The organism is Parapedobacter lycopersici (assembly GCF_024643285.1).
Lineage (GTDB): Bacteria > Bacteroidota > Bacteroidia > Sphingobacteriales > Sphingobacteriaceae > Parapedobacter > Parapedobacter lycopersici.
The window spans coordinates 383086-408795 of the sequence record NZ_JAMSLW010000003.1; the positions used below are offsets into that span (position 1 = coordinate 383086).

The following is a 25710-nucleotide window of genomic DNA, read 5'->3' on the forward strand; positions in this document are numbered from 1 at the left end:
GGATGCGGTGGTCCAACATACGGTCGGATTTACCGGCCGGCCGGCGAGCGATTGCGTTAGGCGAACAGGTCGTTGAAAGCCTCTGACATGGTGGGATGCGTGTAAATATGATCCCGGAGCACCGGATAGGCGATGCTTTCATTGATGGCCAGCTGGATCGTATTGATCAGTTCGTGCGCTTCGGCGCAATGCAGCATGCAGCCGAGTATTTTCCCCGTATCCCGGGCTACAATGGCTTTCAGCAGCCCTTCTTTTTGCTGGAGGATGGCCGCCTTGGGAATGTTGGCTGCAGCCAGGGTGAATACCGCATAGTCTATGCCCTGCGCCTGGGCCTCGGTTTCATTGATGCCGATGCGGGCGAATGGTGGCGTGAGGAATACCGTGGTGGCATAGGATTTCCGTTTGGTAGTGGAATTGTAACCGGTACCGGCGAGCTGATTTTTAATGATCCTGAAATCGTCGAGGGAAATATACGTGAACTGCGGTCCGCCGTTTACATCGCCAATAGCCCACACGTTGGGGGCCGATGTCTGTAATTGATCGTTTACGCTGATAAAACCCTTCTCGTCTGTTTCGATACCGGCTGCCCGGAGATTAAGGGCGGTGGTTTCGGGTATGCGGCCGGTGGCCATCAGTACAGCATCGGTGGTAGCCTGCTGTTCGCCTGCCCGGCGGTAATGGATGGTGACACCATCGCCCGCGGGTGAAAATCGTTGGACGGCAGCGCCCTGGATAACGTGCAGCCCTTTTTTGGCAAGGCTGCTGTGAATGGATTCGGCGATATCGCGGTCTTCTTTGGGGAGGAACTGTTCCTCGCGGGTGAAAAGCGTCACCTCGGAACCGAATTTCAGCAACATATCGGCAAATTCCAGTCCCACCACCCCGCCACCGATAATGGCCAGGCGTTTGGGCATTACGCTGAGCTCCATCAGGGTGGTACTGTTGTAAATATGGCGGCCGGTGATGCCTTCCATGTCGGGCATAAAGGGTTTGGTACCGGTGTTGATGAAGATGCGGTCGGCGGTAATGGCCCTGTCGCCGTCCGCAGTCTGCACGTTTACGCGGTTGGCGGACAGGAAGGAGGCGGTGCCGTCGATTACCGTGGCATGGGGCGAACCGGCAATTTTCTGGTAGTTTTTCCGGCGCATTTCCGCGGTGAGCTCGTCCTTAATGGTGTGTGCTTTGGCATAGGGAACTCCTTTTTCCGCATTGACAATAAGGGACTTGGTGGGGATGCACGCCACGTTGATGCAGGTGCCGCCATACCTGTTTTTTGATTTTTCGATCAGGACTACTTCCTCGCCGTTGGCGGAAAGCCATGCCGCGAGGGTTTTTCCGCCCTTGCCGAAACCGATAATCAGGTTCTTGTAGTGCGCTTTTACGGTATCCATCTGTCGCTTGTTTTAAAGGTGTGCGGATTATTGGAAAACAAGATACGAAAAAGGCTTTACCTAAACAGGCCCTGCCGATAAACAGCAGGGCCTGTTTAGGTAAAGCCAGCGCCTTTATTTTTTTTCGGAAAGGTAATTCACCAGCGCTTCGGGGTAGTCCGTCTGGATGATGTTGACCAAAGGGAGCCGCTCAGCGAACGAATGGTAACTGCCACCCTGCTGCTGCGCCTGCCGGTCATATTCGCCAAGACTGTTGGCCCATACCCGGACACCCTTTTCCCGCATCATGCGCACTAAGCCGGCCTCGTAAAACGATTCGTCGATATGGATGACGCGGATTAACGGCTCCTGCATGATGGTGTGTACTTCGTCGGCCGAATGGGCGCGCGGCATCACCAGTACGTCGGGGTTCAATGCCAGGCATTTTGATACCTGCTTGGCGTCGTACAGAAAGAACAGCACCTGCTTTTCCATGCCGAGTTCCTCGATGACCGCGTAGCAGGCTTTGGCCGCTTCCATGTTGCCGGCTTTGAAGTCGATATCGACCAGGATACGCCCCTTCACGGATTCGAGGGCTTCGCGGAGGGTGGGGATGCGGTGCTCGGTGGCGGCGCCATTGTGCAGCAGCCGCAGTTTTTTGAGCTGTTCCAGTGTCATGCGCTCTACGGTACCGCGGCCATCGGTGGTGCGGTCTACCGTACGGTCGTGTACCACTACGAGCTCACCGTCTTTGGACTGCCTGACATCCAGTTCCAGGACGGCCGCACCGGCTTCAATGGCGCCTTGGAAGGCCGGGATGGAATTTTCCGGATGGGAAAGGTGGTCGCCCCGGTGGGCGGCAACGAGTAGCTGTTCGGGTTGGGTGAGCAACACCTCCCGGAGGGAGTCGGCCCGGGTTTGCCCCGTGGCGGCCAAGCCCGACGAAAGGAGGATGAGGGCCGCCGCAGCAAACCTGAACAGGGAACGGAATCGATGAAATGAAATGGAATTGATCATCTTGCTAGTCATTTATGTGATTAATAATCTGGATTCTGGGGGAATTCAACAGTAGTGAGGTCAATCTGTTGCAGGGGGATGGGGCGCAATGCATGGTGGGGCTGTATATTGGCTTTTCCATTGGTGTTATACAGGCGCACACGCTCCACCAGCTTACCGGTACGGGTGAGGTCCATCCATCGCTTGGCTTCGCCGCCGAGTTCGCGGGCCCGCTCATCCAGGATGGTGTCCATATTGATGTCTGCTGCGGTTACGGCGGGTAAGGTGGTTCCCGGTTTTGCCGCGCGCTGCCGCACCGTGTTCAGGTAGCCGGCTGCGGTTTCCGGCTGGTTGGCCAGCAGGTAGCCTTCGGCAGCCAGCAAATAGGTTTCCGACAGCCGGTACACGAAGAAATCGCGGAAGCCGGCCAGGTCCTGTGCGCTGGCGCGTGTGGCATCGTCATGCTTTTTGATCCCCCAGTGCATGTTGGTGACATTCGGGGCCGTGGTGGAGAACACGCCCGGTTCGATTTCCCAGACAACGGTATCGCCAATGGATTTGCCGGCGGGAAGCGTGGCGGCGTTGTTGTAAAACCAGTGGCGGCGGAAGGTGGCATCAAAGCGCTCGTCGTTGGCTTCGAACAGGCCGATGAAAAACGGCGTGGGCCGGAACCGGGCATAAGGACGCCCGCCCTGGGCTACGTCGCGCGCCAGCCCGGCAAACTGGTCGTAGGCCGGTGTGAAGAAGGCGTGGCCCTGGTTTCCGGAGCCGTTGTTCAGCACAACGTTGGTGTATTGCACGGCGAATACGATTTCGCTGTTTTGCTGGTTGCCATAGTCGAATACCGCGGCGTAATCGTCCAGCAGGTTATACGGCCCCTCGGTGATGACGCGCGCTGCCGCGTCGCCGGCGGCCTGGTTTTCGCCAAGCAGGAGCAGGATGGAGGCCAGCTGGTGCAGTGCCGCACCCTTTGTTGCCCGGCCGTAGGCTGCCGGTGTCCAATCGAGGTGCTCAACAGCAAACTCGGTGTCTGCTTTCATGTGCTGCCAGATTTCGGCTTTGGCTGTCCGCCCGGCATCGGTAATGACTCCTTTTGTTTCCTGGTCTGTCCAAACCACATCGCCGAACTGGATGGTGAGCCAGTAATAGAAGTGTGCCCGGAGGAACCGGGCCTCGGCGCGGTACTGGTTTTTCTGCTCCTCGGAGATGGGTACGGCATCTACACGCTCCAATACGGTATTGGCACCATTGATGGCGCGGTAACAGGTGTTCCAGACGTCATACAGGTAAGACATGGACGGGTCCAGCTCGGTGGTGTACAGGTCCATGGCCTTGTAGCCGCCGTCCTTGCCGTGCATAAACAGGTCGGTTCCGAAGGTGGTCAGCGTAAATCCCTGCTGTGAACCGTATAGGCCCCGCAGCAGTGAGTATACACCATACACCCCATCGCGGATGCCGTTCGGTGTGGTATACAGCATATCGGGCGTAGCCTCCGATAGCGGGATTTCTTCGAGGCTGCAGGCCGAAAACCCGGCACACAGCGAAAAGCAGGCGAGTACTTTACAGAAAGTTGCTTTTATTCCTTTGATTCGTATGAACATAGCGGTGTCAATTAAAAAGTGGCGTTGATGCCAAGTGAATAAAGTTTGGCGGAGGGGTACATGGCCCGTTCACCGGAGGTCTCAAACTCGGGATCGTAACCGTCATAGTTGGTAAACGTAAACGGATTTTCCGCGGTCAGGTGGATGCGCAGTCCCTGGATGCCCAGCCGTTGCACGGCCTGCTGCGCAAACCGGTAGGCCAGTGCTATGTTGCGTACCCGTACGAAACTGGCGTCTTTGTATGCCAGTGTTGAACCGAGGTAAACCGACTCCTGGTTGACGTCGGGACGGGGGTTGGCATTGGTGGGGTTTTCGGGTGTCCAGTAATCGACGTTCAGGTTGTTGTACCGGCCGGCCAGCCGGTTGCTGTTGTTGTGCCAGCTGGAGTTGGTGAGGTATCCCTGACGGGCGTGCAGCACGGCCGATAGTTCCCATTCCCTGAACGCCAGCCGGGTAGTCAGGCCGCCAACCCAATCGGGGGTCTGCGCGCCGAGGATCACCCGGTCGTTTGCATCCAGGATGCCGTTATTGTCTGCGTCGGCCACTTTGATCATGCCCGGACGGAAACCGTATCCGGCGGCTTCTTCTGCTTCGCTTAGCTGCCAGATCCCGATTTTGCGGTAGTCGTAAAAGGCGTGGATCGGCTGCCCGATGAACCAGCCGTTGCCCACATCGTCGGCACCGGTACCGAACAGGTCGATGATCTTGTTCCGGTTGCGCGAGAAATTAATCCCGAGGTCCCAGCTGAAATCGGGGGTCTGGATGAGCGTTCCCTGGAGGGCAAATTCAATTCCCCGGTTGTTCAGTGCGCCGATGTTCTGCAGCACTTCTTCGAATCCGGTGCTTCCGGGCAGGCTGCGGTACAGCAGCAGGTCTTTCGTGTCGGCGTCGTAAAATTCGAATGTACCCGTCAACCGGTTATTCCAGAACCCGAAATCCAGTGCTACGTTGAGCTGGCTGGTGGTTTCCCATTTCAGGTCGGGGTTGGAGATGGAACTGGCCAGGAAACCTGCGCCGCCGGCATCGCCGAATGCGTAGTTGGTTTTATCCAGGAGGCTGAATGTCTGGTAGGGCTGGATTCCGGTATTTCCGGTAATCCCGTAACTGAGCCGCAGCTTTAAATCGCTCAGCCAGGCAGCATCGGCGAGGAAGCTTTCTTCACTGAGGCGCCAGGCCAGCGCGGCGGACGGGAAGAAGCTCCACTTGTTACCGGGGGCAAAGCGCGAGGAGCCGTCGGCACGGGCGGCGAGCGTGACGAAATACTTGCCCTGCAGGCTGTAGTTGACCCGTGTCATGTACGAAAGCAGCTTCCACTGCTGGTAATTGCTCCCTACGCCGCGGATTTCGCCGGCGGTATGGATGGCGTGGTAATGCTGTGAATCGTATGGCAGGTTGGCCACGTCGGCAAACGATGTTTTGGTCTGTTGTTGCTGGTAGCTTTGCAGCGCGGTAACCTGCAGGTGGTGGTCGTTGCCGAAACGGCGGTCGTAATCGAGGATATTCTCCAGTGTGAATGAAAAAATATCCGAGTCGCTTACCCCTGCGCGGGAGAGTCCGCCCTGCGTAGCCGTGGTCAGCGAGCCGTAGTAGTAGCCCCGTTTGCCGTATTCCAGTTCAGGCCCTATATTCAGCCGGTATTTCAGTCCTTTGGCCAGCTCATATTCACCGAATACACTGGCAAAAAGCCGGGTGGTAAACCGTTCGTCCAGCTGGTTTTCCAGATCGGAAAGCGGGTTGACGCGCTGCCCCTCGTCATTGGTGGGCCGGAACAGCACGTTGCCGGCTTCGTCATACGGTTTTCCGAGTGGGCTCAGCCGGACGATATTGTCGTAAATGTCGTTGGTCTGCGCGGTTTGCTTCGACCGGCTGGCGAACGTGGAGACCCCGAGTTTCATCCGGTCGTTTACGCGGTGGTCGAGGTTTACGCGCAGCCCGCCACGGCGGTAGTACATGCCTTCGAGCAACCCGTCTTCGCCGAAATAGTTCAGCGATACGGCAAATTGGGTGCGTTCGTTTCCGCCGTTGAAACCGAGCTGGTGATTTTGCCTTGCCCCGTTCTGGTAGGCGAAGTCCTGCCAGTCGGTAGACATGCCGTTAGCCAGTGATTGCAGGGCGATGTCATCGAACAGGGTTTCATCGGCAGGGTATGAACCGTCGGCGCTTGCCGTGCGGTTGGCCTCGCGCCGCAGCTGGGCGAACTGCTGGCCATCCATCAGGTCCAGTCTGTTGCTTAGCTGCGAAATACCGTAGTAGCCGTCGTAATTGATGCGGGTTTTGCCCGATTCGCCGCGCTTGGTGGTAATGAGCACCACACCATTTGATGCCCGTGAACCGTATATGGCGGTTGCGGAGGCGTCTTTGAGGATTTCAATTGACGCAATGTCCTGTGGGTTGATTTCGTTTAACCCGCCGGAAATGGGTATCCCGTCCATCACGATAAGGGGGCTGTTCGATCCGGAGATTGATTTTTCGCCCCGGATGCGGATATTGATACCGCCACCTGGTTCATTTCCGCTGTTGAAGATATCCACGCCCGCGGCTTTCCCTTTTAATGCCTGAATGGGGTTGGTGGTGGGGATTTCACCGATTTCGCTGCCGCTAACCGAAACGATAGACCCGGTGAGGTCCTCGCGCTGCTGCGTGCCGTAGCCCACCACCACAACCTCCTGCAGTGCATCCTGTGCTTCCTCGAGCGTGAAATCGGCCACGGTACGCCCGTTGGCGGATACGGAAATATCCGCGCGGCGTTGACCGGTATAGGCGATATACGATACCGTAAGGGTATAGGTGCCCGGCTGTACGGCGAGGCTGTAATACCCCTGTTCATCGGTACGGGTGGTTAGGCCGAGGTCGTGTAACCGTACGGTGGCACCGGCCAGTGCCTCGCCGTTTCTGCCGGTGACCCGGCCGGTGATGCGGCCGTTCTCCTGCTTGCGCAGCAGGGTAACGGTACCCGATACTTCTTCTTTGTAGGTGAGCCCGGTTTTGTTCAGCAGGGCATCAAGAACATCCCGCACGGGGGTATCCGCAAAGCGGTGGGGGCTGATCCGGACGGTTTGCCGGTCGAGCAATGCCGACTCATAAGCGAAGAATAATGCCGTTTGGCGTTCCAGCTGCGAAAGGGCTTCCGATAGGGTAGTGGTCCCAGTGAAATCCACATCGATCCGCTTTTCCAGTACCTGACCTTCAACGGGATAGGCCAGTAGAAGCGGGGAGGTGGATAGCAGCATCGCATAAATTAACATAGAAATCCGCATGATTTTTTTCCAATGTCGTATCTGACTATTCATAAAAATGATTCATTCATGAAAATGCACCTGTTCGTGTGGGCAATTCCATATATTTGGGTGGTTTTGTTAATTAACCGTTAACAACTGTGTTGCAGGGATGCCAAGCGGGTTCCAAGCGGCTTGGCGGTGCCTGCGCAACCGTATCCGGGTTTGCCTTTGGCAGGCCCGGTTTTTTTTAATATATGCTGATTACGTCATCGGCGTCCCTCCTATATTGGTTAGCGTGAATGGAACAAATAACTTTTAGTGCCTGGTCCAGCGTATACGTGCTGGGCAGGGTGAGGTTATAACGGTGTTCGTGGATGGCGGGATTCGCTACGCGCAGGGTTACCCCGAATGAATTGCGCAGCACTACCTGGAGATCCGTTATCGTGGCATTGCGCAGGCGGACGATGCCTTCCTGCCAGCCCGCACCCTGGCTTTCTGTTGCCGCGTCTACGACAAACTGCCGGGTCGACCGGTCCATCGATAACCGTTCCCCGCCATGCAGCGCGTCTGCCAATATGCGGTTTGCGGTATCCGTAACGCGGACGCTGCCGTTGGTTACACCTACGGTTACGGTTTGCAGCAGGCTGTAATTCCTTACGTTGAAGACGGTACCAAGTACGGTAGTCTGCAACGCGCCGCTATGCACCAGAAAGGGGCGTTCGGTATCGTGCTGCACCTCGAACGAGGCCTCGCCTTCGTCAAGGAAAACAGGCCGGATGCCGTCCTGTCCGAAACGTTCGGGGATGCGGATGGTGGTATTGGCATTCATCCAGACCAGGGAGCTGTCGGGCAATACAATTTTTTTGACCTGCCGGACACCGGTAACGAATGTTTGGTAGCGTTCGGATTCCGGCTGTCGGGCATCGCCCGCCCGGTACAGCCAAAGCGCCGCGGCGGCAACGAGCAGGACGGCCGCAGCAGCACGTAGGATGCGGGCGAGGCGGCGATAGGCCGGTACCGGCTGGATTTGTTGATGGATCCGCGTATACAGGGATTCGCGGACCTGCCGTTCGCGGTCGGGATGGGTAAAGGCTTCTTCGTCAGCTAATTCCGAGAACCCGTCATACCATTGATCTATTGTGTTGCGCTCGCGGGCTCCCGCCTGTCCTTTCAGGTACCTGTCCAGTAACCGGGTAAAAGTTTTACGATCCAATTTCGTCTGTGTTTTACCTATAGCGGCGCGACAGGGCAAAAACTACTTTTCGAAATCGTTAAGCGTTTGTGAATTAATTGTAATATAGCGAGAGGAGGATGCCCAGGCAGGTCATGTATTCACCCGGGGGTTGGTGGTTGATTTTTTTCCGCAGTCGTTTCACCACTTCATTCAGGTTATTGGAAACCGTCTGCTCGGCAATACCCAGGATGTCGGCAATCTCCCGGATGCTGCGGTTATCACAGCGCAACAGGAACGACTGGCGCATGTTTTCAGGCATGCCCTTGAGTGCCCGTTGCAGGGAACGGTCCATTTCCGCCTGCGGCAGGGCTTCGGTATCCAGCAGGATTTCCATCTGCTGCATGGCTTTTTCAATAACCCGCAGCCGCACTTTTTCTTTTTTGAAATAGGCCAGCACCTGCAGTTTGACGCAGCCAGCCAGAAAGGCCTCCATCGAAACGGAAATGGCCAGCCGTTCACGCTTCTGCCAGAGGCTGACAAATACATCCTGTACAATATCCTGGGCTACCTGATCGTCTTCGACCCGGCCCAGCGCCTGTTTGTACATCGATTTCCAGTGCTGTTCATATAATTGCGCGTAGGCCCCGGGCTCCCCGCGCTGCAGTGCTGATATCCATTCGGTGTTTGTCATCTTACGCGGGTCAAAGCTACACATGTCCTGTTAACCTATCGTTACGTTTTAATAGCGCAATCGGTTAGTCGCCTGGCGGCACAGACCGGCCGCCGCTGCAATGGTATGGGCTGGGCTGTTTTAAAATACGGATATGAATTCCCTATCTTTGACGGCGACAACGCATAATTCTTTTGCACGCTAATCGAAGACTATGTTTGATGCGGAGGCACTGATCCAGTACGGCGGGTTATTGGCGGTACTGCTGGCCATTTACGGGCAGACCGGCTTATTTTTCTGTTTTTTTATCCCCAGCGGGGCGTTCCTGTTTGCGGCGGGCGTGATGGTGGCCAACGGCTTGTTTGCGCATGGTTTTTTAACGCTGTGCTGCCTGGGTGTGGCGGCCTGTGTGCTGGGTAACATTACCGGCTACCTGATCGGCTATAAGGCGGGTCCGTTGCTGTACCGCCGGTCGGAATCGAAGTTTTTTAAGCAGCAGCACCTGACCGCCGCGTCGGATTTTTATAAGAAATACGGTGCGTGGGCGTTGTCGCTGGGTGTTTTTTTCCCGCTGATCCGTACGTTCGGGCCGATAGTCGCCGGCATCATCCGGGTGAAATTCAGCCGGCTCCTGCTGTTTTCCTTTGCCGGTTCCGTGGTGTGGATCACCTCATTTGCCTTTGCCGGTTACCTGATCGGCAGCATGCCGTTCCTGCAGCCGTACCTCAATTACGTGGTGGTCGGCATCGTGGTGGTGGTGACCATTCCGGTGGCCGCTAAAATTATCCTGGGTGTCCGGAAGAAGGCGGCCGTTTCGGCCGTTTCCCCGGCTGCGCAGGAATCCGAATAGCGGTTGCGGTAATGGCCACCACCGCCTCACCGGCAGGGTGGCTTAATGTGTCAATGTCAGTGCTTAATAGACATGCGGCTGTGCATTGCCGCGTTTAACCAGTTCCTCTTTTGAAATGTTGATCTGCCTGCCGATGGGTTTTCCATCCCGGTAGGTAATGGCGTTGAGCTGCGATGCGCCAACGGGAAATGTTAAGTTGGAGCCGTCGTATTTCCGGGCGTGTAAATCGGGGATCGTATGGTCAAATGTGTAATAGATATCCAGGCCCGGTGCCTCGGTCGCCAGGGTTACCGATACCCCTTGGCCGCGGATGTTGGTGGGGTTAAAGATGACATCATATGCGCTTTTGGCGTAATTGATATCCTGGGCATCCAGGCGTTTGAACTCCCATTCCAGGCGCTGGAAAAAGTCTTCCCAGTTTTTCTTGGCCTTGGGGCTCCAATACACTTCGGACAAGGCGATGGCGCGCGGCCAGATCATGTATTCCAGGTGCCTGAATGTGGGAATGGACTCTGACCATACGTTGCCCTGCCCGCCTAAAATCAGCGCTTCGTCCACGCCTTCGGGCACCGGCTCATACTGATAGCTGTCGATCAGCCGGCACATGCCGTAGGTGTCGGGCTCCACCAGCGGGTCGCCCTGATACAGATCGAGGTACACATAATCCCAGGGGGTCATCACCACGTGGTGGTTCATTTTCGCCGCTTCAATACCGCCGCTCATTCCGCGCCAGCTCATCACGGTGGCTTCGGGGGCCAGTCCGCCCTCCAGGATTTCATCCCAGCCAATCAGCTTCTTGCCCTTGGAATGCAGGATTTTAACCAGGCGTTTTATGAAGTAGCTCTGCAGTTCCTCGACGTTCTTTAGTCCTTCTCTTTTCATTAGCTCCTGGCAGTTCGGGTTCATTGCCCAGTAGGTTTTATACGCTTCGTCGCCACCGATATGGATGTAGGGGTTGGGGAACAATTCAGCTATTTCGCCGAAGATGATATCCAGTTTCTGGTATACGGCTTCGTTTGACGGGTCCAGTACGTTGTCGTCCTGCGGCTGGTTCCGCCAGCCTGCATTGACGCTGTAGGGTTTCTGCGTACTGCTCAGTTCGGGGTAGGTGCTGATCAGCGACAGGCTGTGCCCGGGTACGTCAATTTCGGGTAAGATGGTGATGTAACGGTCGCTTGCATACTGAATGATCTCTTTGATATCTTCCTGTGTGTAAAAGCCGCCGTCAGTGGCCTCTTCGTTGGCCAGCGCTGGCTGGAAGGTGCCCCATCGGCCGGTGCGCTTTACCCGGTAGGCGCCCTTCTGGGTGAGTTCGGGCAGCGCCTTGATTTCAATCCGCCAGCCGTTATCGTCGGTCAGGTGCCAGTGAAAGGTGTTGTATTTGTACCGGACCATTTCATCGATGAATCGCTTGACTTCATCTTTGGTGAAAAAATGCCGGCTGACGTCCAGCATAAGCCCGCGCCACCCGAAGCGTGGATAATCGGTGATGTTGACGGCAGGAATCTGCCAGTCGCCTGTTCCGGCGGTTAGTGCCGGCGGCAGTAATTGCAGGATGGTTTGCATGCCATAGAACGCACCGGCTGCGGTGTTGGCAGTTAATGAGATGCTGCCGGGTGCGACTGCCAGGCGATAGCCCTCGTTACCCAGCTGCGAATCGGCTGTTTTGTTCAGGTTGATGTGGATTTCCTTCGATCCGGTGCGGCCGATGGTTACCCCGGTTACGCTTTTAACCGTCTCGGTAAACCAGTTCAGGCTTTTGCGGAGCGCCGGATCATTGGAATCAGTTGCCAGGTTCACCTGGTCATCGAGTACAAATGTTCCGCTTTGCGCTTCCATATGCACCGGTTCGGGAATCAGGTGGATGGGGTCCCCGTCTGTGGCCCATGCGGGCAGGGAAAAGAGGACAATGGTAATTAAGGATAAGATAGCGTGATAAATGCTTGCCATAATCGCTGAGTTAGTCTGTGAGTAATTGAGGAGTAACGCCAACGGTTTGAGGATGATGGGGTTACTGAGGGGTAAGGTAGGAAATACCGATTGGTTATGCAAGCGCGGAATTTATTTTTTTAACGGCAGGCTATCAGCGGCCGGCAATAAGCGCTCAGGGGGGTAATTACTTGTCAGCCGGTAATCAGCTGTTGGTGTTGAAAGGATTGAAACTATCGTCCCGCGAAAAAAGTCGCCTGGCACACAACCTGAAACCATGAAGCAGCCCGGGGAACAACCCCGGGCTACCGGAACCGGTTATAACAGGGTTTCCCGGAGGGCGGCTGCCGACAGCGGCGACAGGTAACCGAGCGGGATGTCGAATACGGTGCGGGCACCGGTGTGGCCTTCGTTGGCCAGTTTACCCACTGCACGTGCACACGCAACCAGCACACTGGCCGTAAACTCGGGGTTGCTCTCCAGCGCCAGGCTGAATTCGATGCGCTGCCGCGAACCGTTGCCTGTGATGCCCGACCGGAATACGGTGCCGCCGTGGGGCATGCCGGAGTGGTTTGCCTGCAGCTCTTCTTCATCGATGAAGTGTACCGTGGTGTCGTAGGGTTTGAAGTAATGGGGCATCTCCTTGATGTTTTTCTCGATTTCACCGCGGTCGGCCCCTTCCTGTGCCACCACGTAGCAAACGCGCCGGTGGCGGGCCGCTGCACTGAGCTCAGGGGTTTCACCTGAACGCACCTGCGCAATGACATCTTCCAGCGGCAGGGTGTACTGCACGCCGTTTTTGACGCCCGCGACCCGTCGTACAGCATCCGAGTGCCCCTGGCTGAGGCCTTTTCCCCAGAACGTATATTCCTCGCCCTCGGGCAGTATGCTCAGTCCCAGCAGGCGGGCCAGCGAGAACAGTCCCGGGTCCCAGCCGGTGGATATCAGTGAAAGTGTACCGGCAGCGCGGGATACATCATCCACCTGTGCGAAATAGGCCGGAATTTTGGCATGCGTATCGAAGCTATCCACCGTGTGGAACAGCCGGGCAACGGAAAGCACCTGCTCAGGCAGGTCGGTTGAAGACCCGCCGCAGAGGATCATGACGTCGATAGCCTCCCGGTATTCGGCGAGCTGTGTGTAAGGTATTGCATTTGCCACACCCGCCAGCGCGCCAGGCGGCCGCCGGGTGAAAACAGCTACCAGTTCCATATCCGGCTGCTGCCGGATAGCGAGTTCGACACCTTTTCCCAGGTTTCCATAACCGACAATCCCGATCCGCAGGATGTCGCGCGATTCTTTTTCCATTAGTTGATCTGCTTATTTAACGATGACCCCGGCGGGGTTCGGCCGGCGAAATTAAGTAAAATATCATAGGATAGGGAATCGGTTTGATCGTAGGACTTCGATCGCCTACACGGCCCCGGTACTGTCCGGCCCGGGTACCTGCCGGAGCCGGACAGTACGGCTATTGATCCATCAGTTTTATTCCTAAATTTGCGTTATGGCACCCGTACAGGAAGTGGACCTGCATCTCCGTGCATTCATGCGCAACACGTCCGGCCTCAGTGGCGAAGACATGGTACAGCTGAGCATCGAGCGTATGCGCACGGCACTGGATAGCGCCATTGCCAATGGTCAGCAGGAAATCCGCTTCATCCACGGTCAGGGTACCGGTGCATTGCGCGACCGCGTATACCAGGAACTGCGTGTATACGAGCGCAAAGGGTTAATCGAATCGCATGAACCTTCTTTTTTCAATCCGGGTATGGTGAACGTGATTATCCGGTATTCCTGATGGAATTTACCCGCAGCAACAGGTTACAAATCGGCTGGGCCCAACGTTATTGCGGCCGCTCACGCACCTCTACGGTACCGCCATGCTCCAGTATGGGGCATTGTTTAGCCAATGCGGTTGCCTGGGTGATATTTTCTGCCTGGAGCACGACAATGCTTACCACTTTTTGCCCGCCCCACGTAACCAGACCCGCTTCCACCTGCCTGTCGCGCCCCGTAACGATGTAACCCGGTGCGGGAAAAGCGAAACTCTCCACGTATACTCCTTCGGTTTTCCACGATTCGAGGGTCATATCCCACGCAGGACCAACCTTTTTTGCCTGTTCGCTGTCATAGGTTTGCGGTACCCGTACCACCAATACAAACTTTTTAAGGGCCGATGCCGTCTTCGGCTCACCTACTGGCAGGCCGGCGATTGTCATTAAGATCGTTGTAATCATTGTTATCCTTGTTTTTCACAAAGGTCGGTCCGTATAGGCTGCCATCCTTGTAAAAAATCATTGATTACCAAAAGCGGGATTGGTCGAAGAATTCGCGGGGCGGCAGGCCGGTGAACCGTTTGAAGGCCCGATTGAAATGCGCTTGATCAAAGTAGTCACCCTCCAGTGCCAGGCGTTGAAAAGATTGACCGTGTCCGTACTGACTGATAAGTGTCCGCAGGCGAACGATGGCGGCAAACGGTTTGGGTGATATGCCTATGGTTCGCCGGAACCGCTTTTCGAAAGCATCCTGACTCAGACAGGCGTTGTCTGCCAGTCCGGATATGGATAATCTGCCTTTCGCCTGATGGATAGCTGAAACGGCACGGATCATGGCAGGATCGGGCCCTAGGGGCCGCAACCTGGCCAGCAGGAAGTCCTCCAGGACAGCCACCCGCATGCGGTGATTTCGGGCCCCGGTCAACTGATCCTGTACACGGGCGATTTCAGTGGCTGAAAAGCAGGTGTCCAAACCGAGGGTAAGCCCGGTCAGCTCATGAAGCGGATTACGGAACAGGGCCGGAGCCATCCCTTCCTTCAGCAGCACCACGATGGTGCCTGAGTGGGGGAGGTAATTGATGAGGCGAGCCGATTGGCGCAGTCCTGTCAGCGATGCTTCGGGAAGGACGGTGTGCCGGTCGTGCCCATAAGCTACCTGTCCGCCGAAGCGGAAAGCCAGTGCAATCGCCGTATCCGGCAGTACCCGGTTTTGGAGGGGTAGTCCCTGGCTCTCAATGACGTGAAATGCCCTGATATAAGGTCGCAACACGGGGCTGGGTATATGGGTTTCCATGGTCATCGGCTAACAAAAATAGACGAATCGGGATATATCTTGATAATGGTACCGTCATCTTTTGCTGCTTTTACCCAGCTGCTGTAGTTGCAAATCGGGTCAATTTTCCTTAATATTGATCATGCAAACATTAAAACGATCGATCCTCCTCTGTGTATTGTTTATTGTCGGTATGGCCCACATCCGGGCTGCGGAGCGGAGCGATACCCTGCGTGTGCTGGCCATTGGCAACAGTTTTTCGCAGGATGCGGTAGAACAATACCTGTATGAACTGGCCGAAGCGGCCGGAAAACCCATGATCATCGGTAACCTGTATATCGGTGGGGCGCCGCTGGCCAAACACCTGGCAAACGTGCAATCGGACAGTGCAGCATACAGCTATCGGAAAATTACAGCTGACGGTGTGAAGACCACCACCGAGCATACCAGTATCCGCATGGCCCTGCGCGATGAACCCTGGGATTATGTGTCGCTTCAGCAAGCCAGTCCGTTGTCGGGCCAGTTTGATACCTACCGTCAGCCGTTGCCCGCGCTGCACCATTACATTGATAGCGTAACGGGTGGCAGTGTGCGTTACAGCTGGCACCAGACATGGGCGTATGCGGCCAATTCCACTCATCAGGGGTTTGCAAATTACGATAATGATCAGCAAACCATGTATAGGGCGATTATGGAGGCTTCGGGACAGGTGAAAACGCTGATCCCGCTGGATTTGCTGATTCCAGCCGGCACGGCGATCCAGAATGCCAGGACAAGCTTCCTAGGGGATCATTTAACGCGCGACGGCTATCACCTGGATTTGCATATCGGACGGTTTATTGCCGCATGTACGTGGTTCGAATCGCTATTCGGAGAACCGGCACCTGTCGGGGATTATCGTCCGGATGGGGTGTCGGAAGCCGAAGCTGAAGTGGCCCGGGAAGCTGCCCATGCCGCCGTAATGTCGCCGTTTTCAGTGACGGCTGTTGCCGCAGATGCAGCGGCTTTGGAGGCCACGCCCTGACCCGCGATCGGCAACGGTATCAGCATACTTTTAGCTCCGGTCGCATGGAATGAACGGCCGGATATTCTCCCGTATCCGAATGGTCCCAACGCACGGAACGGGGTGGGGAGGCGCCCTGTTTTGCGGACGGTACCTGCCGGCAAAAACAGACTGATCGACCAATAACCTCATACGTACGCCATCCGATTTTTACCACCCGCTATATGGTGCGGATGTCTGTACGGTGTAACGTAAAAACACATCTTTCTGCGGCCTCTCCGGGCGGTAACAGCAGGATAAAAATCACGCACTTCTTGTTTCCGGAAACGACCGGTTTTATTGTTTTACTACCGAGTATTGCGTTGTTTTAATGACTATATGGACAGGAGGTACTATTTACTGCTAATGCTGATTATTAAATATCATTTATTTCTGTTTATTAATTAATTATGATTGTTATATGTAGTTTTTGTTTCTATTTTACCTGTATTTTTAATATATTAGATTATATTCTATGTATTTTTATTAACTATTTATATTCAATTAATTATGTTATCTATATGAATTAATTGATTATAATAGAAAAATTGCGTAAGCTTCGCTATCGTTCTTGCAAACACCCGTTTGCATTGATGGGTATAAGCCGGATAAAGCGGCATACAGAAACCGCTTCCCGCGGCCCTGCCCGTTTAGTGAGAAATGTTATATTTGCCGGTGAAGTAACCCCATGTACATGGAAAGTATCTACCAAAATTTACAACAGGCACACGTCCGGATCGCACGTTATGTTGAACTGGACGAACACATGGAACAGCGGAAATTCCGTATACAACTTTACAGCCGGCGACGGATGTTTGTATGGTGGGGCGTTGCGGCGGGCTGGATCATTTACCTGCTCTGGTACCGTATCGGTGACCTGCAGGGACAGGGTGTGGTTGTGCCGGGCTTGCTGTCGTTCGGCGGAAGCATTGCAGCCATGCAATATGTCATTGGTCCAATACTGGACCGCAGAAAGAAAACGGCCATGGAACGGCAGGCAACCACTGAATTTACGCCGATGATTGCAGAGATGAACCTGCTGGCTGATGAGCTGGAGAAGGACAGTGTGCTGCCGCCGAAATACCGTACCCTGCACGCCTGTACTAAATTGCTGGAATATGTCGAAAATGGACGTATTGCAACACTGCGGGAGGGAATTAACCTGTATGAGGAAGAGGCCAGCCGCGATCTGCAGCATCAGCAACTCCGGCAGCTGGCACAGCAAAACCAGCAATTGATCCGGCAGCAGCAGACACTGATAAAAAATACTCGAGATATGGTACGGGCACAGCGGGTAACCAACGATTTATTGCGCTTCCGGTAACGGGATAACGTGGCCCTATGGTTGATATTGTCACTATAACGAATCGGAAATGAAACGGTTGTTTTCCATAATCGGGCTTTGTATCGTAGTGACAATAGGTTTGGGCCAGTCCGCTGCACCGGTGTCAGGATCGCGGTTTTCCGCGTTCGGGACGCTGCCCATCAAGACACCTGACTCCCTGCTGGGAAAATGGCATACAGCCGGTAACCTGACCGAAAGGGTGCTCGCCGGACAGGCGCTGATTCATTTTCACGAAGCGGCCGGTACGCACGACTCCGTTATTTTCTATGCACAGGACATCCAGCGTCGGCTGGCAGAAAGTACATTGGAGGAAAGGGAAAAAAGCCGGTATACGGCATCCGCAGTCAACGCGCTGGCCCGGGCATACCAGGAAAAAGGCCTGTATGAGGAGGCGTTACGGCATTACCTGGCGGGTATCGGTACAGGAGAGAAGCTCGCCGACGAATCCATGGTCAACCGAAACCGATTTGGACAGGCGACGGTGTATTTCCTGCGGAAGGAATACCCTAAAGCCATTTCAATTTACCGGGAAATACAGAAACAATCGAAAGATGCCGAGCTGGTACAGCAGGTTAATAAACGGTTGGGCATGAGTTACCTGGCGCTGCAGGATCCGGAACAGGCAAGGGGATATCTTGAATTGGCCCAGCGCTATTTTTCGGAAGCAGAGGAGCTGAAACAGTTGCTGGAAACGCGCCTGTACCTGGCCATGGCGGCGGAGGCCGGCGGCCAGCCGGATAGTGCGTTCACGCGATATGAAAAGGTAAAGGACCGCGCACTGGAACACCGGTATTTTGATATTTATATTCAGGCGGGACAGCGCATGGGCGACCTGCTGATCGCGGAAAAAGACTACGATAATGCGCGTATCCTGCTTTCCATGGTTTATGTCAATACCATGCAATGGGGGGACCTGGAGGCCCAGCGGGATGTGCTGAACAGCCTGCAGCAACTGCACGCTACCATCGGTGATTACAAAAACGCTTATGCCCTGATGTCGCAGTACAGGCGTGTGACCGGTGAAATCGCGGAGCAACAGAACAGGAGAGAGGTAAACGAACTGGAAGTTAAGTACCTGACTGCACAGAAAGAGAAGGAAATCCTGCGGAAGGAAAGTGAACTGAATTACCAGAAAACTGTGAAGTATGCCTTGCTGATCGGTTTCATTGTGGTCCTGATACCGGTGATCGGCCTGCTGTACCTGTACTACCAGAAATTGCAGGCACAGAGCCGGCTGAACGCCAGTCTGGAAGAAACCAACCAGCAACAGATCCGGGCGATGCTGAAAGAGAAGGAACTGGAGCTGTTGGCCGCCTCCGTGGAAGGACAGGAACAGGAACGGAAACGGATTGCCAAGGAGTTGCACGACAGCATCGGAGGTAATCTCGCAGCCATCAAAATGCAGCTTTCGCTGGCTGGTGGCAATGCCGGGACCGTGATCAATCAGGTGGATGATACGTATCAGCAGGTTCGGGATTTATCGCACAACCTGATGCCGCGGAAATTCAGCAACACCGGGTTTACGGAATTGGTTAATTCGTACCTGCAGGGATTCCGGCGCGATCCGGAACGGGAGGTTCATTTTGAAGCTTATCCTGAGGAAGCGGTTAATCTGCTGCCCACATCACTTAAGGTGGCAGTATATGCCGTCGTCCAGGAGCTGATGACCAATGCGCAGAAACATGCGGCTGCTTCGCGGATTACCATCCAGCTGACGCTATTGGATAATGCGCTGGCGTTAATTTTTGAAGATAATGGCCGGGGGTTCGATGTGAGCAGGACATCCCCCGGTATTGGACTGCAGAACATCCGCGAACGGTTGAAAATCCACGGCGGAAGCATGGACATCGACTCCCTGCCCGGGCGCGGCACCGTGGTGAATATTGAGATACCGGTTAAATAGACGACACATGAAATATAACATTGTACTGGCTGATGATCATCGGCTGTTCCTGGAGGGGTTGGTACGGCTCATTAAACTTGAAGATGACCTGCACGTGTTGTATCACGCCCACGGCGGGAAATACGTAGCGCAATATGTGGATAGCCACCCGGAGGAAACGATACACCTGGTAATCACAGATATCAGCATGCCGGATTTTGATGGCATCGCACTGAATAATCACCTGAAGGCCACCCGACCGGAAATCAGGACACTGGTGGTGAGCATGCATATGGATGTCGACATGGTGGATGCATTGGTACGGCACGACGTAGACGGTTACCTGTCCAAGAATGCCGATTCAGCTGAATTCCTGACGGCTATCCGTACCATACTCCGGGGAGAGAAGTACTTCTCGGCATCGGTGAAACAGGCTTATGCTGACAGCGCGTTCAGCAGGAAAAAGGAAACGCTCGAGCTGCTGACGGAACGGGAGAAGTCGATACTGAAGCTCATTGCCGAAGAATATACTACGCAGGAGATTGCAGATAAACTGTTCCTGAGTAAACATACGGTGGAGAGTTATCGTAAAACGCTGTTTGCGAAACTGAATGTACGCAACCTGGCCGGATTGACCAGGCATGCCATTAGACTCGGACTGGTCGAATAACACCTTTCCCACCCCGGAAAACAGGGGAGCGGTTTTCATGGGAAACCGTATTGCAGGAGGTGTCGGTTCGCCGCATCTTTGTTTCAAATCCATGAGCGATGATTATTTTTGGAACAAGGGAACGAAAACTGGGGCTGGCTGAATTGCCAGGCCACTCCTGTGGATACTGCGATAATCGCGGTACTTTATTCGCACAGGCCTGTACGATGTATTTCCACATTTTCTGGATTCCGGTATTTCCGTATGCCAAGCGGGTATATTCGGTTTGCTCACACTGTCGGCAATCCCTCACCCTGTATCAGATGCCGCCGGACCTGAATGCCACTGCAACGGTGGTTGGCCGGAAGCTTAAGGCACCTTGGTACTACTATATGGGTCTGATCCTGCTGTCCATCGCATTGCTGTTGCTGGCAGTGACGATGATCATAGGCGCAATCGCATCAGTTAGTTAATCTTTTATTCACTATAAAATCTAATAATCATGATTTACGGAATCACCCTTATTTTACTCAGCGTTATCGCTGTTCCTTCGCTGATCTTGTCGCGAAAACCCAATGCCCGGGAGTTATTGGAAAAAGTAGCCCCTTTTCAGGGCTGGATAGGCCTGATTTTTTGTTTTTTTGGCATTTGGGGCATTATACAGGCCGTTCTTAATATGGGGTGGCTGACAACTGTCCCGATCTGGTGGATTACCCTCCTAGCCGGTAGTGCGGTGCAGGCCGGACTCGGTTTTATGCTGGGGTATCCGCTCATCAACAAACTGTTCCTTTCGGGTAATGTGTCAGCGCAGGAAAAGGCCGAACGGCTCCGGGCGAAGATCGCTCCCCAGCAGGGAAGACTGGGATTACTGGGCATCATCGTGGGCGGTTGGATGATTATTGCATCGTTTATGTTTGCAGTGGCTTAATCTCAGGTATTCGATAAATATAAGTGTAAGACGATGAAATCACTATGTATAACATTATGCGCAATGCTGTTCGCCGTTGCGCTGTTCGCCCAGGGCACCGTAATCGAGGTGCAGGGCGTGGCCGAGTACCCAAGAGAAATTGACCGTTATCAGGCTGATATCACCATTTCGCCGTTGAATTATTATAGTTACGATCAGCGGGATAAACCGTCGCTGGATGAATTGACAAGCCAGTTTTTCAGGCAGATGGAAGAAAACGGTTTTGACCGGGACCGGTTCAAACCGGCGGAACGGCCAAAATATTATGCGGCTGCCCAGGAAGACGACGCGGTTGTGTATCAGTTTGAAACCACATCCACAGCGGAAATAGAGCAGCTCATTGCGGTCAAACGGCTGAACGGGATCTATGTTTCCGGAGGCCAGACGTACTATAAGCCGCTTGCCGACCCGACTAAAGTAATCACGGCCGCGCTGCAGGATGCAAAGAAGAGCGCCGAGACCGTTGCAAAAGCGATGGGAAAAACCATCGGTGACGTCGTATCGGTAGCCGACCAGAGCCGTCTTTATACCGGTCAGGTCGAGACGTTTTATGACGGTGAAAAAATGGGAAAATACTATGTGTTAGTGAAATTCGCAACGGAATAGCAAGATCCTATTGAAACGGAAGCGCGACTCTTTGTAGCAATGCTACTAGGGTGTGATCATGATATGCGCTTTGTAAGTACCCTCATCCATCAGCCAGGGCATGCCGGGCGCCGCAGGTTTATTGGATAAGCCCAGATCAGCGGCCCTGGCATAGGGTATGTAAACTACGTAGCGCCGTTTGGCATCACGGATCTCGCCGGTATTCGGGTCGAGGTTCGTCCGGTCGCCTGAGTAAGCATACAACGTAGAAGGTGCCTGTGGCATCTGCAGTTTACCCGATCGGATTTCTGCCTCCCGGATGGAATCGCGTTCAGTGCGCTTGCCTTCAGCAGTGAGCTCCCTCCCCCGGGCCATGAACGGATCAAGGCTCTTGGGGTAGGCAAATGCCTGTAGTGTGCTGCCATCCTGCCGCATATCGGGCGCTAAACAGATAAAATCGTTATTTCCCTCACGAAGTGTAACGAATTCGCCGGTAGCGGAATATCCGTACACCGTGGCGTCGGCCCGTTTTTCCTCGGGAGCAGCCATTACTGCGATCTTGATCAGGACATCTGCAGGCAGCGCCTGAGGCGTTTGCCGGGCGCCGGCGGAGAGCCAGAGCATCAGCAGGGCGAAAAGGGGGAACGTTTTCATGGTATGAAATATTGGTGCCTTTTACGAAGATAAGGATTTTCAGGGATATGAATCAATAGCCATCGGTTCAATCAGACGTAATGTCGTGATTACTGCTGGTTCGTCGGGATTACAGGGTGTTTGGCAATTTTATAGGCCGGTCGAGTTTATTATAGGTTATCCGGCGGATGTCTTGAACAAGTGGCTCAGCGAAATAAAATCAGCCAGTGCCGGATGTTCGGTTTGCCTATGGTGAGCCATGACGATCTCAGTATAGACGGGTATATCAATCAATTCAGTAAACTGCAGTTTCAGGTAGGGGTATTGCTGCATGATGGAGACCGGGACTAATGCCACACCCAATCCACTTTCAACGAGGCTGAGGATGGAATGCATGCTGTTGCACTCATGGATAACCTGAGGCATGAATCCGATGCGCTGGCAGCAGGCGATAAACTGCTGGTGATAGTACGGTGCATAGGTGCTGTTGTAGGAAATGAATGGTGCCTTGGCGAGTACGTCTGCGTTTAATAAAACCGGATGCTCGGCTGCACACACCAATGCGAACTGATCCTGCCAAAGCGAGGTAATGTCCAGTTGCGTAGAGGCTACCGGTGCCCGCAGGATACCGACATCAAGCTTTCCGGCTTCCAGGGCGCTAACCTGCTTGGCCGTGGAAAGTTCATATACACGGGTTTTCAATAAAGGATAGCGGACATTGAGCTGTCGCAACACAGCCGCAAGTGCAGTCAATGGGGTGGAGCTGATGTATCCGATCTGGAATTCACCGCTCACCGACTGATGAATCTGCCTGACTGCCTGTTTACTGCGTTCCAGTTGCTGGATGAGTAGCTCGCATTCGCCAAGAAAATAACGCCCGGCGTCCGTAAGCGCCACCCGCTTGTTGTTTCGGTGAAACAGTACGGCACCCAGCTCATTTTCCAGTTCCTTGATCTGCCGTGTCAACGGCGGCTGGGAAATATGCAATTGCGCTGCCGCCTTGCTGAAATGCAGCAGCTCGGCCACCGTTTTGAAATAAATAAGATGCCGTAATTCCATAATACTCCAAAGGTATTAATAATTGCAAATAATAGTATTTTTAAAGTATAGTATGGATGAGTAGCTTTGTTTCATAAACAACGAACAGCATGGAACATTTTTCGGACAAATCCACCGTACAGGAAATTAAAGCCCGGTTTGACAATGACGTCGACCGTTTTTCGAATTTGGAAACAGGCCAGCAGACGACTATCGATGCGGCATTCAACATGGAGCTTATTATCGATAGCATTATGGCCCATTCACCCAACCTGAAAACAGTATTGGATGTCGGCTGCGGGGCGGGAAACTATACGTTGAAGTTACTGAACAGAAAAGCACCATTGGACTGTACGTTGCTCGACTTAAGTCAACCCATGCTCAACCGGGCCAGGGAACGGGTGTCAGCGGTCAATACGGGCGCCATTACATTGGTGCAGGGCGATATCCGTACAGCATCCTTGCCGGAGGGACACTATTGTACCATTATGGCTGCGGCAGTACTGCATCACTTGCGCGACGACCGTGACTGGGAGGCTGTGTTTACTAAACTGTACCGACTGCTGAAACCCGGCGGGAGCCTTTGGATAGCGGATCTGGTGGTCCAGGAAACGCCGGCCATTCAGCACCTTGTCTATAACGAACGCTATGGGAATTACCTGGCAGGACTTAAGGATGAGGCATACCGGGATAACGTATTTGCCTATATTGAAAAGGAGGATACGCCCCATTCGTTAAATGATCAGATGAAATTGCTGGAAAAGGTAGGCTTTCGTAGTGTGGAGGTACTTCATAAGCACCTCTGTTTTGCTTCCTTTGGTGCGATAAAGTAAGTCGCTGACCAATAGAAAAATACTCACTTTTGGGTATTTGGGGTAGGTGGATTGCCGGTTATATTTGACTAACCCAAGATCAGATGACAGTCCCAAACTACCAAAGTGGACCATCCGATGAACAGGAACTGCGTTTCGTTCATGGAAGTTTCAGCGGCATTCACCGGCTGAAGGGATTGCTTAACGAAGAGCTGACCGAGTTGGAACTTGAGTTTTCCCCTACGCAGTTCATGGCTTTTTATAACGATTTCAGGGAGCGGGAAACCGCCGGTGACCCGACATCAGGTGACCCGTCTGAACCTGCCTTTTATTGGATAAAGGGCAGGAATTGCTGGATACGTGTCTGTTTTCAGCCGCATGAGAGCTACTACAGCTGGGGATGTTACACTACCGAAGATCAGGTAACGGGGTTAAAAATGTACTTCGCGAATAAAAAGAACTCATGACCAAAACGCCCGCAGGTACGGGCATTCAGAAAAAAGATGCTTGAAATTAATCGATGAAATCCGTACGTTTGCATATTGATATGCGATTAAAAAAACAGTGTTTCATCTGGTTTGTCGCGGTCTTGGGTTTCTTTATGATGCCAACGGCCGGTCTTGCCTGCGAAAGTGGGTCGGAGCATGCCATGGAAAACTGTTGTGACGGGGCCGAGCCGTCAGCCATGCATGAAGATGCCCAACAGCACGATCGCACCGCCCCAGGCGAACAACACGATGACTGTGGCACCCACTGCGCTGACCGTATATGCCATTGCCCGGCTACCTGTGCCGATATGCCATTGGCTCACACATGGCGCATCAACCAGTCGTTATACGCCGATGACCTGCAATTTACAGGTGTGACAGGCTTCATCTCATCCGGATTTTATTCCATCTGGCTACCTCCAAAAATAGCCTGATTTTTACTACTCATAGCCATACGTGTGCCCGTACGTAAGCTTTCCGGCTTACGGGGCAAATGCAGTTTTTAATTATTTTAACATTAAAACCATGAAATCATTCATTTTCTGGATGGCAGCAGGTATTATGCTACTGTCCACAACATACGCACAACCGAAATATGAGGCCACGGAAACGGTGCTGATCAGCGGAAACTGCGAAATGTGTAAAAAAGCCATCGAAACAGCCGGCACGGTAAAACACGAAGCTAGCGTCGATTGGAATCAGGAAACTGGAGCAGCAACACTGACTTACAATCCGTCTAAAACCAATACTGACGAAATACTTCAGCGGATTGCGCTTGCAGGGTACGACAACGCGCAGTACCTGGCACCCGATGAAGCCTATGCCAGCCTTCCGGAATGCTGCCAATATAACCGCGAATTTAAAACCAATACACCTGCAACGCACGCGCATACACCGCATCATACCTCACAGGCCGCGGCCACTGATCATTCCACGCATCAGGCAGCAACTGACGTTTCGCAACACGAAAAAGAAGGACAATTCCAGGCCATATTCAATCATTATTTCAATTTGAAAGATGCATTGGTAAAATCGGACGGTACACTGGCCGCTTCCAGTGCAGCCCGATTTCTTGACGCATTGGGTGCAGTAAAGATGGATGGATTGACCTCTGCTGAACATGAAACCTGGATGAATGGAAAGGAATCGATCATGACGGTTACTGAACGCATTGCAGGCACGGATGACATTGCCCGTCAGCGCACCCACTTTGCTTCCCTGTCGGAACAGGTATACCTGTTGATGAAAGCGTCGGGCACCGCACAACCGGTTTATTATCAACGATGCCCGATGTTCAACAATAGCAAAGGGGCACACTGGCTGAGCCTGAATCAGGACATACAGAATCCATATTACGGTGCGCAGATGCTGACCTGCGGCAACACGGTGGAAACGGTGAAATAATGCAATTTT

25 protein-coding genes are annotated in these 25710 nt (G+C 53.7%); 13 read left to right on the forward strand and 12 right to left on the reverse strand.

All coding sequences use genetic code 11. From position 1 onward, the window contains the following. Positions 1-56: 56 nt before the first annotated feature. The 6 genes from NEV57_RS08555 to NEV57_RS08580 all read right to left on the reverse strand — a co-directional run bounded on the left by NEV57_RS08555 (position 57) and on the right by NEV57_RS08580 (position 9050). Positions 57-1391, reverse strand: coding sequence for an FAD-dependent oxidoreductase (locus NEV57_RS08555; protein ID WP_257657898.1), 1335 nt, complete (start codon positions 1389-1391; stop codon positions 57-59). A gap of 114 nt (positions 1392-1505) precedes the next feature. Beyond that, positions 1506-2387 carry a glycerophosphodiester phosphodiesterase family protein gene (locus tag NEV57_RS08560; RefSeq protein WP_257657899.1) on the reverse strand — a complete coding sequence of 294 codons (882 nt, stop codon included), beginning with the start codon at positions 2385-2387 and terminating at the stop codon, positions 1506-1508. 20 nt (positions 2388-2407) lie between these two features. Further along, a complete protein-coding gene (locus NEV57_RS08565) occupies positions 2408-3967 on the reverse strand; it encodes a RagB/SusD family nutrient uptake outer membrane protein (RefSeq protein WP_257657900.1) in 1560 nt (519 codons plus the stop codon). 11 nt (positions 3968-3978) lie between these two features. After that, entirely contained in the window at positions 3979-7224 is a 3246-nt protein-coding gene (locus NEV57_RS08570; protein ID WP_257657901.1) for a SusC/RagA family TonB-linked outer membrane protein, read from the reverse strand. Positions 7225-7432: 208 nt separating this feature from the next. Then, on the reverse strand, positions 7433-8398 hold the full coding sequence (locus NEV57_RS08575) for a FecR family protein (protein WP_257657902.1): 966 nt from the start codon (positions 8396-8398) through the stop codon (positions 7433-7435). A 73-nt stretch (positions 8399-8471) separates the two neighbouring features. Continuing rightward, a complete protein-coding gene (locus tag NEV57_RS08580) occupies positions 8472-9050 on the reverse strand; it encodes an RNA polymerase sigma factor (RefSeq protein ID WP_257657903.1) in 579 nt (192 codons plus the stop codon). 193 nt (positions 9051-9243) lie between these two features. On the opposite strand from NEV57_RS08580, the gene NEV57_RS08585 reads away from it, so the two are divergent. Continuing rightward, a complete protein-coding gene (locus NEV57_RS08585; RefSeq protein ID WP_257657904.1) occupies positions 9244-9879 on the forward strand; it encodes a DedA family protein in 636 nt (211 codons plus the stop codon). Positions 9880-9942: 63 nt separating this feature from the next. Here NEV57_RS08585 and NEV57_RS08590 read toward each other — a convergent pair whose 3' ends face one another. Both NEV57_RS08590 and NEV57_RS08595 read right to left on the reverse strand, forming a co-directional pair. Continuing rightward, positions 9943-11829 carry a family 20 glycosylhydrolase gene (locus NEV57_RS08590; RefSeq protein ID WP_257657905.1) on the reverse strand — a complete coding sequence of 629 codons (1887 nt, stop codon included), beginning with the start codon at positions 11827-11829 and terminating at the stop codon, positions 9943-9945. A 297-nt stretch (positions 11830-12126) separates the two neighbouring features. Continuing rightward, complete coding sequence (locus NEV57_RS08595) at positions 12127-13116, reverse strand: diaminopimelate dehydrogenase (RefSeq protein WP_257657906.1); 990 nt, start codon at positions 13114-13116, stop codon at positions 12127-12129. 196 nt (positions 13117-13312) lie between these two features. Between NEV57_RS08595 and NEV57_RS08600 the strand changes: the two genes are divergently transcribed. Next, complete coding sequence (locus tag NEV57_RS08600; protein ID WP_257657907.1) at positions 13313-13606, forward strand: Smr/MutS family protein; 294 nt, start codon at positions 13313-13315, stop codon at positions 13604-13606. 46 nt (positions 13607-13652) lie between these two features. On the opposite strand, the gene NEV57_RS08605 is transcribed toward NEV57_RS08600, so the two are convergent. Continuing rightward, on the reverse strand, positions 13653-14045 hold the full coding sequence (locus tag NEV57_RS08605) for a YciI family protein (RefSeq protein ID WP_257657908.1): 393 nt from the start codon (positions 14043-14045) through the stop codon (positions 13653-13655). A gap of 64 nt (positions 14046-14109) precedes the next feature. Further along, on the reverse strand, positions 14110-14877 hold the full coding sequence (locus NEV57_RS08610) for a helix-turn-helix domain-containing protein (protein ID WP_257657909.1): 768 nt from the start codon (positions 14875-14877) through the stop codon (positions 14110-14112). Positions 14878-14998: 121 nt separating this feature from the next. Between NEV57_RS08610 and NEV57_RS08615 the strand changes: the two genes are divergently transcribed. The 7 genes from NEV57_RS08615 to NEV57_RS08645 all read left to right on the forward strand — a co-directional run bounded on the left by NEV57_RS08615 (position 14999) and on the right by NEV57_RS08645 (position 21347). Next, on the forward strand, positions 14999-15880 hold the full coding sequence (locus tag NEV57_RS08615; protein WP_257657910.1) for a DUF4886 domain-containing protein: 882 nt from the start codon (positions 14999-15001) through the stop codon (positions 15878-15880). A gap of 712 nt (positions 15881-16592) precedes the next feature. Beyond that, positions 16593-17222, forward strand: a complete 630-nt coding sequence (locus NEV57_RS08620; RefSeq protein ID WP_257657911.1) for a hypothetical protein — start codon at positions 16593-16595, stop codon at positions 17220-17222. Positions 17223-17271: 49 nt separating this feature from the next. Beyond that, a complete protein-coding gene (locus tag NEV57_RS08625; RefSeq protein WP_257657912.1) occupies positions 17272-19146 on the forward strand; it encodes a tetratricopeptide repeat-containing sensor histidine kinase in 1875 nt (624 codons plus the stop codon). 7 nt (positions 19147-19153) lie between these two features. Next, the gene (locus NEV57_RS08630; RefSeq protein WP_257657913.1) at positions 19154-19795 is read left to right on the forward strand and encodes a response regulator; all 642 of its coding nucleotides are present in this window, start codon (positions 19154-19156) and stop codon (positions 19793-19795) included. A 98-nt stretch (positions 19796-19893) separates the two neighbouring features. After that, a complete protein-coding gene (locus NEV57_RS08635) occupies positions 19894-20247 on the forward strand; it encodes a hypothetical protein (RefSeq protein ID WP_257657914.1) in 354 nt (117 codons plus the stop codon). 29 nt (positions 20248-20276) lie between these two features. Further along, entirely contained in the window at positions 20277-20702 is a 426-nt protein-coding gene (locus NEV57_RS08640) for a hypothetical protein (RefSeq protein ID WP_257657915.1), read from the forward strand. A 63-nt stretch (positions 20703-20765) separates the two neighbouring features. Continuing rightward, a complete protein-coding gene (locus NEV57_RS08645; RefSeq protein ID WP_257657916.1) occupies positions 20766-21347 on the forward strand; it encodes an SIMPL domain-containing protein in 582 nt (193 codons plus the stop codon). A gap of 45 nt (positions 21348-21392) precedes the next feature. On the opposite strand, the gene NEV57_RS08650 is transcribed toward NEV57_RS08645, so the two are convergent. After that, on the reverse strand, positions 21393-21980 hold the full coding sequence (locus NEV57_RS08650; RefSeq protein WP_257657917.1) for a hypothetical protein: 588 nt from the start codon (positions 21978-21980) through the stop codon (positions 21393-21395). Between the two features lie 156 nt (positions 21981-22136). After that, positions 22137-23018 (reverse strand): LysR family transcriptional regulator, encoded by an 882-nt coding sequence (locus tag NEV57_RS08655; protein ID WP_257657918.1) that lies wholly within the window; start codon positions 23016-23018, stop codon positions 22137-22139. Positions 23019-23107: 89 nt separating this feature from the next. Between NEV57_RS08655 and NEV57_RS08660 the strand changes: the two genes are divergently transcribed. The 4 genes from NEV57_RS08660 (at position 23108) to NEV57_RS08675 (ending at position 25701) form a co-directional block, all read left to right on the forward strand. Further along, on the forward strand, positions 23108-23830 hold the full coding sequence (locus NEV57_RS08660) for a class I SAM-dependent methyltransferase (protein ID WP_257657919.1): 723 nt from the start codon (positions 23108-23110) through the stop codon (positions 23828-23830). A gap of 83 nt (positions 23831-23913) precedes the next feature. Then, complete coding sequence (locus NEV57_RS08665; RefSeq protein WP_257657920.1) at positions 23914-24276, forward strand: hypothetical protein; 363 nt, start codon at positions 23914-23916, stop codon at positions 24274-24276. Between the two features lie 177 nt (positions 24277-24453). Continuing rightward, positions 24454-24675: a hypothetical protein gene (locus tag NEV57_RS08670; RefSeq protein WP_257657921.1), complete on the forward strand. Its 222-nt coding sequence runs from the start codon at positions 24454-24456 to the stop codon at positions 24673-24675. A 147-nt stretch (positions 24676-24822) separates the two neighbouring features. After that, a complete protein-coding gene (locus tag NEV57_RS08675) occupies positions 24823-25701 on the forward strand; it encodes a DUF3347 domain-containing protein (protein ID WP_257657922.1) in 879 nt (292 codons plus the stop codon). Positions 25702-25710: the final 9 nt, after the last annotated feature.

Bases quoted from the DNA above. Each gene is read 5' to 3' on its own strand.
- NEV57_RS08600 (WP_257657907.1), top strand. From the start codon at position 13,313: ATGGCACCCGTACAGGAAGTGGACCTGCATCTCCGTGCATTCATGCGC.
- NEV57_RS08665 (WP_257657920.1), top strand. From the start codon at position 23,914: ATGACAGTCCCAAACTACCAAAGTGGACCATCCGATGAACAGGAACTG.
- NEV57_RS08650 (WP_257657917.1), bottom strand. From the start codon at position 21,980: ATGAAAACGTTCCCCCTTTTCGCCCTGCTGATGCTCTGGCTCTCCGCC.
- NEV57_RS08655 (WP_257657918.1), bottom strand. From the start codon at position 23,018: ATGGAATTACGGCATCTTATTTATTTCAAAACGGTGGCCGAGCTGCTG.
- NEV57_RS08670 (WP_257657921.1), top strand. From the start codon at position 24,454: ATGCCATGGAAAACTGTTGTGACGGGGCCGAGCCGTCAGCCATGCATG.
- NEV57_RS08555 (WP_257657898.1), bottom strand. From the start codon at position 1,391: ATGGATACCGTAAAAGCGCACTACAAGAACCTGATTATCGGTTTCGGC.
- NEV57_RS08610 (WP_257657909.1), bottom strand. From the start codon at position 14,877: ATGGAAACCCATATACCCAGCCCCGTGTTGCGACCTTATATCAGGGCA.
- NEV57_RS08590 (WP_257657905.1), bottom strand. From the start codon at position 11,829: ATGGCAAGCATTTATCACGCTATCTTATCCTTAATTACCATTGTCCTC.
- NEV57_RS08640 (WP_257657915.1), top strand. From the start codon at position 20,277: ATGATTTACGGAATCACCCTTATTTTACTCAGCGTTATCGCTGTTCCT.
- NEV57_RS08615 (WP_257657910.1), top strand. From the start codon at position 14,999: ATGCAAACATTAAAACGATCGATCCTCCTCTGTGTATTGTTTATTGTC.
- NEV57_RS08635 (WP_257657914.1), top strand. From the start codon at position 19,894: ATGATTATTTTTGGAACAAGGGAACGAAAACTGGGGCTGGCTGAATTG.
- NEV57_RS08565 (WP_257657900.1), bottom strand. From the start codon at position 3,967: ATGTTCATACGAATCAAAGGAATAAAAGCAACTTTCTGTAAAGTACTC.
- NEV57_RS08675 (WP_257657922.1), top strand. From the start codon at position 24,823: ATGAAATCATTCATTTTCTGGATGGCAGCAGGTATTATGCTACTGTCC.
- NEV57_RS08630 (WP_257657913.1), top strand. From the start codon at position 19,154: ATGAAATATAACATTGTACTGGCTGATGATCATCGGCTGTTCCTGGAG.
- NEV57_RS08595 (WP_257657906.1), bottom strand. From the start codon at position 13,116: ATGGAAAAAGAATCGCGCGACATCCTGCGGATCGGGATTGTCGGTTAT.
- NEV57_RS08585 (WP_257657904.1), top strand. From the start codon at position 9,244: ATGTTTGATGCGGAGGCACTGATCCAGTACGGCGGGTTATTGGCGGTA.
- NEV57_RS08620 (WP_257657911.1), top strand. From the start codon at position 16,593: ATGGAAAGTATCTACCAAAATTTACAACAGGCACACGTCCGGATCGCA.
- NEV57_RS08625 (WP_257657912.1), top strand. From the start codon at position 17,272: ATGAAACGGTTGTTTTCCATAATCGGGCTTTGTATCGTAGTGACAATA.
- NEV57_RS08570 (WP_257657901.1), bottom strand. From the start codon at position 7,224: ATGCGGATTTCTATGTTAATTTATGCGATGCTGCTATCCACCTCCCCG.
- NEV57_RS08645 (WP_257657916.1), top strand. From the start codon at position 20,766: ATGCTGTTCGCCGTTGCGCTGTTCGCCCAGGGCACCGTAATCGAGGTG.
- NEV57_RS08560 (WP_257657899.1), bottom strand. From the start codon at position 2,387: ATGATCAATTCCATTTCATTTCATCGATTCCGTTCCCTGTTCAGGTTT.
- NEV57_RS08660 (WP_257657919.1), top strand. From the start codon at position 23,108: ATGGAACATTTTTCGGACAAATCCACCGTACAGGAAATTAAAGCCCGG.
- NEV57_RS08580 (WP_257657903.1), bottom strand. From the start codon at position 9,050: ATGACAAACACCGAATGGATATCAGCACTGCAGCGCGGGGAGCCCGGG.
- NEV57_RS08605 (WP_257657908.1), bottom strand. From the start codon at position 14,045: ATGATTACAACGATCTTAATGACAATCGCCGGCCTGCCAGTAGGTGAG.